We start from the raw sequence: 14,687 nt of genomic DNA, 5'->3' as shown, positions 1-14,687 counted from the left end.
TGATGGTGGGTCGTGCTGGATTCGAACCAGCGACCAATTGATTAAAAGTCAACTGCTCTACCGACTGAGCTAACGACCCATCTAAATCATTTTTTTACAAACTTGGTGGTCGTTACTGGGATCGAACCAGTGACCCCCTCCTTGTAAGGGAGGTGCTCTCCCAGCTGAGCTAAACGACCTGGGATTCTGAAATGATGGTGGGTCGTGCTGGATTCGAACCAGCGACCAATTGATTAAAAGTCAACTGCTCTACCGACTGAGCTAACGACCCATCTAAATCATTTTTTACAAACTGGTGGTCGTTACTGGGATCGAACCAGTGACCCCCTCCTTGTAAGGGAGGTGCTCTCCCAGCTGAGCTAAACGACCTGGGAATTCATCTGGGCAAATTGGTGGGTCGTGTAGGGATCGAACCTACGACCAATTGATTAAGAGTCAACTGCTCTACCGACTGAGCTAACGACCCACACCTGACTTGCCTCTTTCACTGCCCGCCTTGGCAGACAGCTTAAAACTGGTGGTCGTTACTGGGATCGAACCAGTGACCCCCTCCTTGTAAGGGAGGTGCTCTCCCAGCTGAGCTAAACGACCTGGGAATTCTGTCTCCACCTGGTGGAGAAATGGTGGGTCGTGCTGGATTCGAACCAGCGACCAATTGATTAAAAGTCAACTGCTCTACCGACTGAGCTAACGACCCTTACCACGACCAGGACCAACTGCAATGCTGCACCGGCTCTGACGGCGGCCTATATTACGGATTTATCATCCAGGCGCAACAGAAAAATCTTAAATTCCATCTGTTTGTTCACTGCGCATACAAAGCGAGGCTGTATTTACAAGACTGTTACGAAAACAGTGACATGCGGCAAAGTTACAGCTTGCTCAAACTCTGCTTGGCCAGCTGGGCCGGCGAGGTGTTGGGATAGCCCTTGATCACCTGCTCATAGAAGTTCTTCGCTTCCGCCTTCTTGCCATCCAGCTGTGCCAGCATGCCCAGCTTCAACAGGGCGTCGGCTCGCTTGGGAGACTTGCTGAACTTGGTGGCCACCGTGGTGAACTGGGCGGCAGCGCCGGTCCGATCCCCCTTGTTGAACAGCAGCTGACCCAGCCAGTAATGGGCGTTGGGAACATAGCTGGAGCTCGGGAACTGCTTGATGAACCCTTCGAAGGCCGGAATTGCCTTGTCGTAGTTCTTCTCCTTGAGCACCATGTTCACGGCCGCATCATAGGCCTGATTCTCGTTCTGGTTGGTGGAATAGTTGGCCGCGGCGGCCGGCGTCGCGCTCGCAGCGGCAGCTGCCGGGGCTGCTGGTGTAGCGGCAGGCTGGCTGTTGGCCACCTTGTCGAGCTCCTGATAGAGCTGGCGCTGACGCTCCTGCGACTGTTCCATCTGGTAGGTCTGCTGCTCCAGCTGACCACGCAGCTCGGAGACCTCCCCTTGCAGGGCATCCACCTGTTGCTGCAAATCGGCCTGCAGGCGCAGACGGGCGTTGAGCGTACGCTCCAGCAGGGCAACCCTGTCTTCCAGGCTGCCGGTGGGCACGATGGCGCCGTTGTTGCCGCTTAGGACAACCCCGCCACCCGAGTCACCGCTCAGATCGCTCACCGGTGCCGCAGCTTGCGCATTCAGAGCAACCAATACGGCCAGCGCAACAGCAGCTTGCTTGTACACAGATTTCATTCGGATCAAACCTTAGCGTTTAGTGCAAATAAAACGGCCAGCGCCATAGTCGCTCGCTTATACAGATTTCATTCGGATCAAACCTTGGCGTTTAGTGCAAATAAAACGGCCATCGAAATGGCCGCTTGCATATAAACGAACTTCGTTCGATTCAAACCTTAGTAAACCAGGACCGCACGGCGGTTCTTGGCAAAGGCATCCTCGGTGTGAGACATATCCAGCGGCTTCTCTTCGCCATAGCTGACGATGGAGAGCTGCTCAGCCTGCACACCCAGGGTTTGCAGATACTTGGCAACAGCCTTGGCACGACGCTCGCCCAGCGCGATGTTGTACTCCGGAGTACCGCGCTCGTCGGCGTGGCCTTCGATCAGTACTTTGACGCTCGGGCGCTCACGCAGGTAGCTGGCGTGGGCATCCAGCAGGTCGGCGTATTGACCCTGGATGTCGTAACCGTCGAACGGGAAGTAGATCACGTTGTCACGCTGCAGCGCTTCGAACTTCTGACGCATCTGCTCTTCCGGGGACAACATGCCATTCGCGCCACCGGTTTGTACACCGCCCATGCCGTCGGTCATGCCTGATTCGGCGCCAGCGGCATCGGAATCAGAAGAGGAGCTACAAGCGGCCAGGGTGAACAGTGGCAGTGCGATGGCCAAACCCTTGAGCAGTTTATTGAGTTGCATGCTATTTCCTTAAACCTTTATAACAAAACAAAAAACAATTGGATTTTTATCAATTCAAGAAGGGCGACCAAGCTGGTGCACGAATTTCACCGCTACTGGTCGGAAGCACAGCCTTGAAGCGACCATCAGTCGACACCAATGCGAGACTCTTACGACCCTGATAGATGGTGGCATAAATGATCATGCTGCCATTGGGAGCCACACTTGGCGACTCATCCAGCGCGCTCTGGGTAAGGACCAGCAGGGCATTGTTTTCCATATCCTGACGGGCGATACGGTATTGTCCCTGAACCCGGGTCACCATCACCATGATTTTGCCATCAGGAGTAATGGACGCACCCTGGTTGGATTCACCTTCCCAGGTCATCCGGCGAGTCATGCCAGTCGCCAAATTTACGCTATAAATCTGGGGTTTGCCACCACGTTCAGAGGTGAACAGCAAATTTTGACCGTCCGGCATCCAGGAGGGTTCGGTGTCGATTACCCGGCTGGTTGTGACGCGGGTCAGCTGCTTGCTAGCAACATCAACGACATAGAGGTTCGGTGACCCGTCCTTGGAGAGAACGATAGCCAGACGACGACCATCCGGAGACCACTCCGGCGCCCCGTTGATGCCGCGGAAGCTGGTGATCAGGCTGCGCTGCTGGGTGTAGATGTCCTGCACGTAGATTTCGGATTTCTGGTTCTCGAAGCTCACGTAGGCCAGCTTGCTGCCATCCGGAGACCAGGCCGGGGACATCAGCGGCTCGCGGGAACGCAGCAGGGTCTTCTCGTTGTAACCGTCGTAGTCGGAGATCCGCAGCTGATACGGGAACTGGGTACCCTGCTGCACGGAGACGTAAGCCAGACGGGTCAGGAAGGCCCCGCGCTCGCCGGTCAGACGCTCATAGACGATGTCGGAGATGCGGTGAGCGAACTGACGCATCTGGGCACCCGGGATGGTCGCCATCCGGCTGTCCAGGATGTAGCCGTTGCTCTCGCCGCCCTGGGTCTTGGCCAGCTGGCCCTTGAGCACGTCGACCAGCTCGAAGTTGACCTTGTAGGTACCGTCGCCGACGGCGGCGATGGAACCGACCACCACGGCTTCGACGCCTTGGGAGGCCCAGGGTGCGAAGTTGATTTCACCGCTGGAGCTCGGGGTCTGCGGCATCTGGCCACGGGCCAGCGGTCTGAACTTGCCACTGCGCATCAGGTCGTTGGAGACCACTTCCGCGATGTCCTGCGGCAGCTGGCCATTGCCTTCCCACTTGAAGGGGGCGACGGCAATCGGCCGTGCACTGTCGATACCGCCGGTGATGACGATGTCCAAGGCCGCCTGGGCGCTCTGACCCAGCAACAAACAGCCAACCAAAGCAAAAAACACTTTTCTTATCATGGCTTAAACACTCGGTTCCAAAATAATGAGAGATTAACTTCCTTTCTCGGCAAGACGCTGCCAACCACCTTACTCGATCCCCTCGCCATCAGTGCTAGATGTTAGGTTCCAGCTTGAGGTTGAACTCCTTCAACATCTCGAATGCCGCAGGATCCTTGGGTACCGGCAACTGGTTGGCCTTCAGTACGGCTGCTTTGCCGGAACGACATACCGCCGGGTCACCCTGGCCGTTATCTACCGAGATGACAAAGCCAGTGCTCGCAAGACGTACGCCGATAGTACATGTTTTGCCCCGCATGGTGGGATCCAAAATCATATATCGCTCAACAGTCGCCTTGATAAGCGCCGCATATTTGTCGACTTCACCCTTGGCCGCCGCCGATGCCGCCTGACTGCGGGCATTGGCCTCAGCCGCCAGCTGCTGCTGCATCATGTCTTCCATCTCTTTTTGCAGCTTGGCCTCCTCGGCCGCTTTGCGCTTGCGTTCAGCCGCGATCTTGGCCTGCTTGTCGGCCTCGGCCTTGGCTTTCTTCTCTGCGTCAGCTTTTGCCTTCTTGGCCGCCTCTTCCTTGGCTTTCTTCTCGGCTTCAGCCTTGGCCTTCTGCTCGGCCTCCGCCTTGGCTTTCTTGTCCGCTTCTGCCTTCGCTTTTTTCTCGGCTTCGGCTTTGGCTTTCTTCTCGGCTTCCGCTTTCTTGGCCTTGGCCTCCTCAGCCTTGGCCTTCTCTTCGGCCTCTTTCTTCTCTTGTTCCTTTTTCTTCTTCAGCGCCAGCGCCTTGCTCTCTTCTTCCGCGGCCTTGCGCTCGGCCTCCGCCTTCTTGGCCTTCTGCTCTTCGAGCTTGCGGGCTTCCTCGGCCTTCTGGGCCTTCTCTTCCGCCTGCTTCTGCTCGGCCTGCTTCTTCTGCTTCTCTACTTCGGCCTTGCGGGTGGCCTCCTCGGCCTCCTTGCGCTTGGCCTCTGCAATCCGCAACCGTTCCTGCTGCTGGGCCAGCTCGCGCTTGGCGATGTCCGTGTCTTCCTTATCCTTCTCTTTCTCTACCTTCTGCGGCTTGGGCTGAGCCTTCTGCTGCTGGATCTGCTTGGCCTGCTCGTTGAGGAAGTTCTCGTCGAGCATGACGGCATTGACGATCTGCCCCTTCGACTCGGGTCGCTTCGGTTTGCTGAAGTCGAGCCCGACAAACAGGATGATGCCGATGATCAGGTGCAGCAGAAGCGACGCGATGAGATAACCGGAAATACCACGCTTCACATCCATCTCCGTCAGTTCACCGGATCTGTCATCAGGCCGACCTGAGGCACACCGGCTTTCTTGAGGGCCACCATCAGCAGGATCACCTCTTCGTAGCGCACCGACTTGTCACCGGCCACTACCACGGGGGCGTTCTGGTTGATGGCCAGGTAACCCATGGCCTTCTCGGTGATGTACTGCTGCATCGCCTCGGGCGTCCCGCTCGGGACGGGTTCGTCTTCGGCCTCACCGGCCTTGATGACGTACTCGCCTTCGGTATTGACGCTGACGATGAAGGGCGGCTTGGCATCCTCCGGCAGTTGCTCGGACTCCGCCTGCGGCAGGTCAACCTTGACCCCTTGCGTGATCACGGGCGTCACCGCCATGAAGATGATAAGCAGCACCAGCATGACGTCGATATAGGGAACCACGTTGATCTCAGCCACCTTCTTGCGCCGGATCCGCTGATAGGTTTGCATTACTGATCACCCTGCTGCTGAGCAATTTGACGGTTCAGAATGGTGGTGAACTCGTCCATGAAGTTGGCGTAGGCGTTCTCCAGCCGCTCGACCTTGTTGGAGAAGCGGTTGTAGAAGATAACGGCCGGGATGGCGGCAAACAGACCCATGGCGGTGGCGATCAGCGCCTCCGCGATACCGGGGGCCACCATCTGCAGGGTGGCCTGCTGCACCTGCCCCAGGGCGATAAAGGCGTTCATGATCCCCCAGACGGTACCAAACAGACCGATATAGGGGCTGATGGAGCCGATGGTCGCCAGGATCGGCAGGTTGGACTCGAGATCGTCCACCGCGCGGGAGAGGGAGACGCGCATGGCACGGTAAGTACCGTCCATCACCGCATCCTGACCACGGGCGCCGGCCTTGAGCAGACGGGCATACTCCTTGAAGCCGGAGTAGAAGATGTCTTCCATGCCTTCGATGTCGTCGCGGCGGGAAGAGGACTCCTGGTAGAGACGGTTGAGGTCGACCCCGGACCAGAATCTGTCTTCAAACTGCTCCGATGCGATATTGGCTGCCTTGATGGCCTTGGAACGCTGGATGATCAGCGCCCAGGAGACAACCGACATGCCCATCAGGGTCATCATGACCAGTTTTACCAACAGGCTGGCTTGCCAAAACAGGCCAATAAACGAAATTTCAGCGTGCACTTAACAGCACTCCCTTCACATTTTCAGGTATTGCAACAGGTTTCATATGCGGATGACTGACACAGGCTATCTGTACCATGGCCTGGGTGATCAGTCGTCCATCAGCCGCCAGTATCCGTTGTGAGAAGCGCATGGAGGCGCGTTTCACTTCGGTCACTTGCGTCAATACAGTCAAAAGCTCATTAAAACGGGCCGCCGAGCGGAAATCGATCTCTGTTCGACTCACCACAAACGCGTACCCGGCGCCCAGCAGGACATCCTGTTCGATGCCGCCAGCACGCAGGAACTCGGTGCGAGCACGTTCCATAAACTTGAGATAATTGGCGTTGTAGACGATGCCCCCGGCATCGGTGTCTTCGTAGTAGACACGCACCGGAAACTCAGAGACTTCCCCCATAACAATCTGTGATCCATACGACAGTCAGATGGGGGGCTATCATAGCGCAGGGCTGAATAGGAAAGAAGCAGGGGGAAGCAGGGAAATCCTGCCTCCCCCCGTTTTTTATGAAAGGAAATAGCCTTGGGTCAGCCAGAGCCCGTACAACAAACTGGGCAAGGCGAGCCAGGGGAAAAACAGCACGCGACCGACGAGGCTGCGGGGATGGAATCCCAGCCCGTGCATGACCCCGCAGCAGACCGCCCACATCAACCAGGGCGCCAGCCAGAGGCCGTGTTCGCTGGTGTTGGCGGCCACCAGGTTGGGGGCCTGTAAAATAGCGACGGCCAACAGGGCCGCCGCTACCAGCATCAACCCCTGCCAGGGTTGGCGCTCCAGGGGAGCGGCCAACCGGGCGAGTCGATCACTTGTTCTCATCGATCTGGCGATCCATGTTCTCGGTGTGTTCCAGCCACAGCGCATTGATGATGCCGAATGCACAAGCCAGCAGCAGACCCAGGATCCAGGTGAAATACCACATATCAGTGCACCTTCTTAGTAGAGCGATTGTTGGTTGTCTTCGATGTGCTTGCTGGTCACCCGGCCGAACATCTTGATGTAGGTCCACAGGGTATAACCCAGCACAATCGGTACGAAGATGGCGGCCGCTACCGTCATCACCCGCAGGGTGTTGAGAGAAGCGGTGGCATCCCACATGGTCAGGCTCAGTGACGGCTCAAGGCTTGAGGGCATCACGAACGGGAACATGGAGAAGCCGGCAGTCAGGATCACGCCGGCAATCGCCAGGGAGGAGCAGGTGAACGCCAGCCAGCCTTTGTTCAGCTTGGCAAACAGCGATGTCAGCAGGCTCATCGCCAGACCCAGCACGGGTGCTGCAACCATCCAGGGATAGAGGCTGTAGTTGTTCATCCAGGCTCCGGCCTGACGCACCACTTCCTTGTTCATCGGATTGGAGACGGCATCGGTCGCGGCCGCCTTGACCACCACATAGCCTTCCATGCCGCTGACCCAGAAACCGGCCAGTGCGAACAGCACCAGGGTCACCAGCGAGCAGATCATGGCGGCGGTGCGGGAGCGGGCCAGCACTTCACCGTCGGTCTTCATCATCAGCCAGGTAGCGCCCTGGGTGACCAGCATGAACAGGCTCACCAGACCGGCCAGCAGGCCGAACGGATTGAGCAGACCGAAGAAGTTGCCGTGATAGGTCAGCATCATGAACTGGTTGAAGTCGAACGGCACGCCCTGCAGCAGGTTGCCAAACGCCACGCCAAACACGATGGGCGGTACCGCGCTACCGACAAACAGTGCCCAGTCCCAGTTGCTGCGCCACTTGGCATCTTCACGCAGGGAACGGTACTTGAAACCGACCGGGCGGAAGAACAGTGCCATCAGGGTCAGGATCATGGCGATGTAGAAGCCGGAGAAGGCTGCCGCATACACCATGGGCCAGGCTGCAAACAGGGCACCACCGGCGGTCACCAGCCAGACCTGGTTCCCTTCCCAGTGCGGGCCCATGGTGTTGAGCATCACCCGACGCTCAACATCTTTCTTGCCGACGAAGGGGAGCAGTGCGCCCACCCCCATATCGAAGCCGTCGGTGATGGCGAAGCCAATCAGCAGGACGCCGACCAGCACCCACCAGACCAGGCGCAACATTTCGTAATCAAACATGGGTTGCTCTCCTTATGCCTTGCTCTGTTCGAAGTGGTACTTGCCAGTCTTCAGGCTGCTTGGGCCCAGACGCGCGTACTTGAACATCAGGTACATCTCGATGATCAGCAGTACGGTGTAGAACAGGCAGATCCCGATAAGGGAGAACCAGATCTCGGAGGCCGGCACGTTGGAGGCCGAGACCGAGGTCGGCAACACTTCGGCGATGGTCCAGGGCTGACGACCGTATTCCGCGACGAACCAGCCACACTCGATGGCGATCCAGGGCAGCGGGATGCCGTACAGCAGCGCCTTGAGCAGCCACTTGCGCTCGCCGATCTTGTGACGGGTACTGTCATAGAAGGCCAGGCCAATCAGCACCAGCATCAGCATGCCGCAGGCAACCATGATGCGGAAGGCGAAGAACAGCGGCAGCACTTGCGGGATGGAGTCATCCACGGCGGCCTTGATCTGCTCGTCGGTGGCATCGGTCACGTTGGAGGTATAGCGCTTGAGCAGCAGACCGTAACCCAGGTCCTGCTTCACTTCGTCGAAGCGGGCGCGGGTATCGTCAGACTTGTCGCCGGACTGCAGCTTGGTCAGCAGGTCGTAGGCGGTCATGCCGTTGCGCACGCGCAGCTCGTGCTCGCTCTTCAGATCCTTGAGACCGGTCACCTGACCGTCCAGCGAACGGGTGGCGATGATGCCGAGGGCATAAGGGATCTTGATGGCGTAGTCGGTGCGCATCTCTTCCTGGTTCGGGATGCCGAACAGGGTAAAGGAAGCAGGCGCAGGCTCGGTGTTCCACTCGGCCTCGATGGCCGCCAGTTTCACCTTCTGCACTTCACCCGTCTCGTAGCCGGACTCGTCACCGAGGATCAGCACGGAGAGGATGGACGCCATGCCGAATGCGGCCGCGATGGCGAAGGAGCGACGGGCGAAGGCCACGTCACGATGCTTGAGCAGGTAGTAGGAAGAGATGCCCAGCACGAACATGGCGCCAGTGGTATAGCCTGCCGCCACTGTGTGGACAAACTTCACCTGAGCAACCGGGTTGAACACCAGATCGGCGAAGCTCACCATCTCCATGCGCATGGTTTCGAAGTTGAACTCGGCACCGACCGGGTTCTGCATCCAGCCGTTGGCAACCAGGATCCAGAGCGCGGAGAGGTTGGTCCCGAGCGCCATCAACCAGGTCGCAGCCAGGTGCTGACGCTTGGAGAGCCGATCCCAGCCGAAGAAGAACATACCGACGAAGGTGGATTCCAGGAAGAAGGCCATCAGACCTTCGATGGCCAGCGGGGCCCCGAAGATATCGCCGACATAGTGGGAGTAGTAGGCCCAGTTGGTACCAAACTGGAACTCCATGGTCAGCCCTGTGGTGACCCCGAGGGCAAAGTTGATACCAAACAACTTGCCCCAGAACTTGGTCATGTCCCGGTAGACAGGGTTGTTGGTCATCACATAGACAGACTCCATGATCGCCAGAATGAAGGCCATTCCGAGCGTCAAGGGCACAAACAGGAAGTGATAAAGGGCCGTCGCAGCGAATTGGAACCGCGATAGGTCTACCACATGCTCAGCAATCATGATGTTTCCTCACCGATTATTGGCACGGCTATTTTAAGTTTTAAGACAAAGCTTCCGTTGGAAGTCCCCGAATTATCGGTCATGTTCCAGTTTTGCACTGACGACCGGATTCGACTGCCACCACATTAACAACAAGGCAATAATAGGGAACAAAAAAAGCTAATGTTTAACAATTGCAAAACAATCAAGCTTGCTTTATTCCCGCCCATAATGACCTGAGTTTTATATCACCTTTATTTGATTGAAATCAATGTAAAACCACCATCAATACATGCCTTTCAAAGGCATTTTCACGACCCTTTCCATTTATTTTAGAGAGCTGGGTCACAAAAAAATAAAAATCGCAAATCATTGATTTAAATCAACTTTAATCTTGAAGCAAATAAGTAATGCTTCTGTTAAAAAACAACTCTCAAGGGTGTTTTCATCATGTTTCCCTCGCTTGTCCCCAGCCAGAATAAAACTAATTAAAAACCAATAAAAACGCATATCCATGCTAATTCGACAAGGCCACAAAATGATTAGTTAATCTAATCTGAGATGGGTAATTTTTCTTGTTTGTCCGAGTCAGACAGAGCTCCTACAATGCGCCTCGCAGTGAGGGCATACCCTTGGATACAGGCCGGTCAATCTGGGTTCCCGGTACGTATTCGATGAACATTTCGAACCTGTCTATTGGAATTAAAGATGAAAAAGTTTGTTGCTAAAACCATCCGTTACTACAAGCTTTCGTTCGTTCAGCTCTATCAAATGAACCGACTCTGAGGCCTCGCGACGGCTCACTCTGTTTTTTACCGGTCTGTCTCCAGACGCACTCACTGTCTGTGAACATCCATCCTGAATTGTCTTTGCCCACCGCATCCGCAGTGGGCTTTTTTTTGCCCGGATAACAAAAAACCGCCCTTGAAGGCGGTTTTTTGTTCAATCAGCTGTTTTTACCCTTCATCTGGCCTTTGCAGGCCAAAATGCGCATAAGCTCTTGGTGTCGCGATCCGCCCTCTGGGTGTACGTTGCAGGAAGCCCTGCTGGATCAGATAGGGTTCGAGCACATCTTCGATGGTGTCCTTCTCCTCGCCGATGGCCGCAGCCAGGTTGTCGAGCCCCACCGGCCCCCCCAGAAACTTGTCTATGACAGCCAACAATAGCTTGCGGTCCATGAAGTCGAACCCTTCGTTATCCACGTCCAGCATGTCCATGGCTCGGGCCGCTATGGGTCCGTCAATCCGGCCGTCGGATTTCACCTGGGCAAAATCCCGCACCCGGCGCAACAAACGGTTAGCAATTCGCGGCGTACCGCGCGAGCGACGCGCCACCTCCAGCGCACCGTCTTCCGTCATGTCGAGCCCGAGGCAACGGGCGCTGCGGGCGACGATGTCGGTCAGATCCCTGACGTTGTAGAACTCGAGGCGCTGCACGATACCGAAGCGATCCCGTAGAGGGCTGGTGAGAGAACCGGCCCGGGTCGTCGCGCCGATCAGGGTGAAGGGGGGCAGGTCAAGCTTGATGGAGCGAGCCGCCGGCCCCTCCCCGATCATGATGTCGAGCTGGTAATCCTCCATCGCCGGGTAGAGCACCTCCTCCACCACAGGGCTGAGGCGGTGGATCTCGTCGATGAACAGCACGTCGTTCGGCTCGAGGTTGGTGAGCAGCGCCGCCAGATCGCCAGCCTTCTCCAGCACGGGACCGGAGGTGGTCTTGATGTTGACCCCCATCTCGTTGGCCACTATGTTGGCGAGCGTGGTCTTGCCAAGCCCGGGCGGGCCGAAGATCAGCAGGTGATCGAGCGCCTCGCCGCGCTGGCGCGCAGCCGCGATGAAGATCTCCATCTGTTCGCAGACCGGATCCTGGCCGGTGTAATCGGCCAGCAGCTTGGGCCGGATGGCCCGATCGATGACTTCTTCCTCACGCCCGCCAGCGGCGGAAATGAGGCGATCCGCTTCAATCATTCTCTACCTCACACCAGGCTGCGCAGCGCTTCACGGATGATATCTTCCACCGACATGCCATCCACCGCCACCTTGCTGACGATCTGGCTGGCCTGTTGCGGTTTGTAACCGAGTGCCACCAGCGCACTGGCGGCCTCTTCGCTCGAATCCGGCGCCCGCAGGGCACTCTCCTTGGCAGGCAGACTGATCTCGGCCGGCGAGAAGAGATCGTGGCTGACCCAGCCCTTGAGCCTGTCCTTCATCTCCACCACCAGTCGCTCGGCGGTCTTCTTGCCAACCCCTGGCAACTTGACCAGGGAGCTTATCTCCTCGCGCTCGACACTCAGCACGAACTGGGTGGCGGTCATGCCGGAGAGGATGGCCAGCGCCAGCTTGGGGCCGACCCCGTTGGTCTTGATCAACTCGCGAAACAGCGCCCGCTCCTGCTTGTGATTGAAGCCGTACAGCAGTTGGGCGTCTTCCCGCACCACGAAATGGGTGTGAATGACCGCTTCCTTACCGATCTCGGGCAGATCATAGAAGCAGCTCATGGGCATGTGCACCTCATAGCCCACGCCCCCGACCTCCAGCAATACCTCGGGGGGTTGTTTCTCAATGACTACGCCTCTCAAGCGACCAATCACGGCTCTCTCCTCGCCAAACCAGCTATCTGTAAATTGGCTCATAGCATAAAGAATAACTGGATAAGTATCCAGCATAGGGCGGCGGGACCGCAGCGGATTTTCGGCACATTCGCACGTTCCAAGCCATGCTTGGATCCGAGCCGGGCAACAACTTTATTTTCCATCTGGCATGGCATTTTGTTGCCACTGATAAAACACTAAATTGGGTTTGTTTGGAGCCAAGGAAGGTCCTTAATCATGAAAATCGTCACCACATCGAACCTGGGGCTGGCCATTCTGCTCAGCTGCACGCTGGGCATGGGCGTCGTCGGCTGGTATGGCAGTCAGCGGCTGGCGGATCTGCTCTCCTATGTGCTGGGTGCCGCCTGGCAGACTGCAGACGGCGCCATGGAGGGCTCCATCGAGCTCGGCAACCAGTCGCTCTACATCCAGAAGATGCTCAGAGGCATGTCCCTCGACGAGCAGGAGCTGCAGCAGGCCAGAACCGCCACCACCGACGCCATGCGCCGGGTGGGCGAAGGTCGGCTCATCGATGACGCCGCCATCAACACCATGAACCAGCAGCATCAGGTCTACCAGCAGCAGCAGGAACAGCTGCTGGCGCTCTACCAGACGTTTACCCGCCTCGATCAGGCGCTGCGCGCCAGTTCTGAACGCATGTCCCGCCTCTCGACCCAGCTCGAGGTGGTGGGTGATGGCGCGGTCGAGAGCCTCACCCAGTCACCGGATCAGGCCATCAGCTGGAATGGCGGACTGGCAACCCGCTGGCACGCGGCCGATGGCGGCATGGAGGCCAACATAGGCTTCCTGCGTCAGCTCTATGCGCTGGAGAAGATGCAGAGCGAAGGGCTCACCCCCGCCATCCAGAGCGAGATGGAGGAGGCGACCCGCTTCTACCGGGAGGCGGTCGACGCCATGCTGGCCAGCGGACTGTTTGATGTGCCCGCTGAGGGGGAGTTTGCCGGCCAGTCGCTGGCAACCCAGTATCGGGCGCAGGAAACCGAGGTTCAGCAATTGATGGTGCAGTGGATGGCAGCCCTTGGCGAGTATCAACGCCAGCTGACCAGCTATGAGCGCAGCGCCGATCAGCTCAAGAAATTGCTGGTCGAGGTGGAGGCAAAGGGCGATGCCACGGTCGAGGATCAGGTGGGTCAGCTCAACACCATCATCAACCATACCAAGAGTCTGATCCTGGGCGGCCTGCTGTTCAGCCTGCTGATCGTGACCCTGTGCGGCTTCTGGCTGGTGCGCGCCATCGTGCGGCCCCTGCTGCAAGTCAATCGGCGCATGCAGGACATCGCAGCCGGTGAAGGGGATCTCAACGCCCGCATCAACCTCAGGCGTGACGACGAAATCGGCTCGCTGGCCGGCAGCGTGGATCGCTTCATCGAGAAGCTGCAGAAGATGATCAGCTCCACCATGGACAACAACCAGCACATCAGCGAGCACGTGCACACCTCGGTCAACCGGGTTCAGGCCATCAGCCAGAGCAGCCGCCAGACGGCCGAACATGCCCAGGCGCTGCACCATGACAGCGAGCAGATGGTGCAGGTGGCCACCACCATCTCGGACAACTGCAGCCTAGCGGCGCAAAATGCCAACGAGGTGCGCCAGCTCACCACCGAGAGCAGTCAGTATGTCTCCTCCGCCAGCGCGGGCATGCAGCGGGTGGTGATGGAGGTGGGCGAATGCGCCACCGCCATCAACGCCCTCAAGGAGCAGGCCAGCCAGATAGGCCAGATCATCTCCACCATCAGCGGCATTTCCGAGCAGACCAATCTGCTGGCGCTCAACGCCGCCATCGAGGCCGCCCGGGCCGGCGAGATGGGCCGCGGCTTTGCGGTGGTGGCCGACGAAGTGCGCACCCTGGCCAATCGCACCGCCTCCTCCAGCGCCGAGATCAACGAGGTGATCAACAGCATCCAGCAGCAGACCGAAACCGCCTACCTGATGATGCAGCGCAACCTGAAGACGGTGGAGTCGGGCATGGCGGATTCCGACAACACCAAGCAGATCCTGTTCAAGGTGGAGGGCGCCATCGACCACCTGGCGGACATGGTACAGCAGGTGGCGGATGCCACCGGCCAGCTCTCCCATACCCTGAGCCACACCTCGGACAAGGTCTCCGGCATCAGCCAGCAGGCCCAGACTGGCGAGCAGGAGGCGCAGGAGTGTCTGCAGCTCGCCTCCTCCCTGCATCAGGCCAGCCTGCTGCAACAGCGGTTGCTGTCGCAATTTCGGGTCTGACCGCAGCGGGGGCGATGCCCCCGCTTTCTCCCATCGTACGAATTTAGCCCTTGGGCCGCAGGGCCCGTCCTGTTAAAATTCCGCTCTTGAAATTATCCAGGG

Annotated in this window: 14 protein-coding genes and 7 tRNA genes; 1 reads left to right on the top strand and 20 read right to left on the bottom strand. The window is 57.9% G+C overall.

Annotated features, from left to right (window positions below; translation table 11 throughout):
• Positions 1-3 precede the first annotated feature (3 nt).
• From AB5Y98_RS10070 to ruvA, 20 genes are all read right to left on the bottom strand, one after another.
• A tRNA-Lys gene (locus tag AB5Y98_RS10070) sits at positions 4-79 on the bottom strand.
• Positions 80-103: 24 nt separating this feature from the next.
• A tRNA-Val gene (locus tag AB5Y98_RS10065) sits at positions 104-179 on the bottom strand.
• Positions 180-195: 16 nt separating this feature from the next.
• Positions 196-271 (bottom strand) — tRNA-Lys (locus AB5Y98_RS10060).
• A gap of 22 nt (positions 272-293) precedes the next feature.
• A tRNA-Val gene (locus AB5Y98_RS10055) sits at positions 294-369 on the bottom strand.
• 21 nt (positions 370-390) lie between these two features.
• Positions 391-466, bottom strand: a tRNA-Lys gene (locus AB5Y98_RS10050).
• 49 nt (positions 467-515) lie between these two features.
• Positions 516-591, bottom strand: a tRNA-Val gene (locus tag AB5Y98_RS10045).
• Positions 592-621: 30 nt separating this feature from the next.
• A tRNA-Lys gene (locus AB5Y98_RS10040) sits at positions 622-697 on the bottom strand.
• A 174-nt stretch (positions 698-871) separates the two neighbouring features.
• A complete protein-coding gene (gene ybgF, locus AB5Y98_RS10035) occupies positions 872-1,681 on the bottom strand; it encodes a tol-pal system protein YbgF (protein WP_026139218.1) in 810 nt (269 codons plus the stop codon).
• Positions 1,682-1,839: 158 nt separating this feature from the next.
• A complete protein-coding gene (pal, locus tag AB5Y98_RS10030; protein WP_005304908.1) occupies positions 1,840-2,364 on the bottom strand; it encodes a peptidoglycan-associated lipoprotein Pal in 525 nt (174 codons plus the stop codon).
• Between the two features lie 49 nt (positions 2,365-2,413).
• Entirely contained in the window at positions 2,414-3,739 is a 1,326-nt protein-coding gene (gene tolB, locus AB5Y98_RS10025; RefSeq protein ID WP_010636193.1) for a Tol-Pal system beta propeller repeat protein TolB, read from the bottom strand.
• Between the two features lie 94 nt (positions 3,740-3,833).
• Positions 3,834-4,991, bottom strand: a complete 1,158-nt coding sequence (gene tolA / locus AB5Y98_RS10020; RefSeq protein ID WP_017765796.1) for a cell envelope integrity protein TolA — start codon at positions 4,989-4,991, stop codon at positions 3,834-3,836.
• Positions 4,992-4,996: 5 nt separating this feature from the next.
• Entirely contained in the window at positions 4,997-5,443 is a 447-nt protein-coding gene (tolR, locus tag AB5Y98_RS10015; protein WP_005304918.1) for a protein TolR, read from the bottom strand.
• Positions 5,443-6,132, bottom strand: a complete 690-nt coding sequence (tolQ, locus tag AB5Y98_RS10010) for a protein TolQ (RefSeq protein ID WP_005304921.1) — start codon at positions 6,130-6,132, stop codon at positions 5,443-5,445. Before tolQ ends, tolR begins: the two co-directional genes overlap by 1 nt.
• Complete coding sequence (gene ybgC / locus AB5Y98_RS10005) at positions 6,122-6,529, bottom strand: tol-pal system-associated acyl-CoA thioesterase (RefSeq protein ID WP_005304924.1); 408 nt, start codon at positions 6,527-6,529, stop codon at positions 6,122-6,124. The genes tolQ and ybgC overlap by 11 nt, the downstream gene beginning before the upstream one ends.
• A gap of 105 nt (positions 6,530-6,634) precedes the next feature.
• Positions 6,635-6,946: a cyd operon YbgE family protein gene (locus AB5Y98_RS10000; RefSeq protein ID WP_041203624.1), complete on the bottom strand. Its 312-nt coding sequence runs from the start codon at positions 6,944-6,946 to the stop codon at positions 6,635-6,637.
• Positions 6,933-7,049: a cytochrome bd-I oxidase subunit CydX gene (cydX, locus tag AB5Y98_RS09995; protein ID WP_005304933.1), complete on the bottom strand. Its 117-nt coding sequence runs from the start codon at positions 7,047-7,049 to the stop codon at positions 6,933-6,935. Before cydX ends, AB5Y98_RS10000 begins: the two co-directional genes overlap by 14 nt.
• Positions 7,050-7,063: 14 nt before the next feature.
• Positions 7,064-8,200 (bottom strand): cytochrome d ubiquinol oxidase subunit II, encoded by a 1,137-nt coding sequence (gene cydB / locus AB5Y98_RS09990; RefSeq protein WP_005304945.1) that lies wholly within the window; start codon positions 8,198-8,200, stop codon positions 7,064-7,066.
• Between the two features lie 12 nt (positions 8,201-8,212).
• The gene (gene cydA, locus AB5Y98_RS09985; RefSeq protein WP_005304948.1) at positions 8,213-9,769 is read right to left on the bottom strand and encodes a cytochrome ubiquinol oxidase subunit I; all 1,557 of its coding nucleotides are present in this window, start codon (positions 9,767-9,769) and stop codon (positions 8,213-8,215) included.
• A gap of 935 nt (positions 9,770-10,704) precedes the next feature.
• A complete protein-coding gene (gene ruvB, locus AB5Y98_RS09980; protein ID WP_005304949.1) occupies positions 10,705-11,715 on the bottom strand; it encodes a Holliday junction branch migration DNA helicase RuvB in 1,011 nt (336 codons plus the stop codon).
• 8 nt (positions 11,716-11,723) lie between these two features.
• On the bottom strand, positions 11,724-12,338 hold the full coding sequence (ruvA, locus tag AB5Y98_RS09975; protein ID WP_017765794.1) for a Holliday junction branch migration protein RuvA: 615 nt from the start codon (positions 12,336-12,338) through the stop codon (positions 11,724-11,726).
• Positions 12,339-12,575: 237 nt separating this feature from the next.
• Here ruvA and AB5Y98_RS09970 point away from each other — a divergent pair, with 237 nt between their 5' ends.
• Positions 12,576-14,585 carry a methyl-accepting chemotaxis protein gene (locus AB5Y98_RS09970; RefSeq protein ID WP_368231837.1) on the top strand — a complete coding sequence of 670 codons (2,010 nt, stop codon included), beginning with the start codon at positions 12,576-12,578 and terminating at the stop codon, positions 14,583-14,585.
• Positions 14,586-14,687: the final 102 nt, after the last annotated feature.

The sequence above is a fragment of the Aeromonas sp. s3 genome, assembly GCF_040907805.1.
In the GTDB taxonomy this organism is placed as follows: Bacteria; Pseudomonadota; Gammaproteobacteria; order Enterobacterales; family Aeromonadaceae; genus Aeromonas; species Aeromonas dhakensis.
The sequence above is the reverse complement of the archived record's forward strand: the minus strand, read 5'-3'. Positions and strand labels throughout refer to the sequence as shown.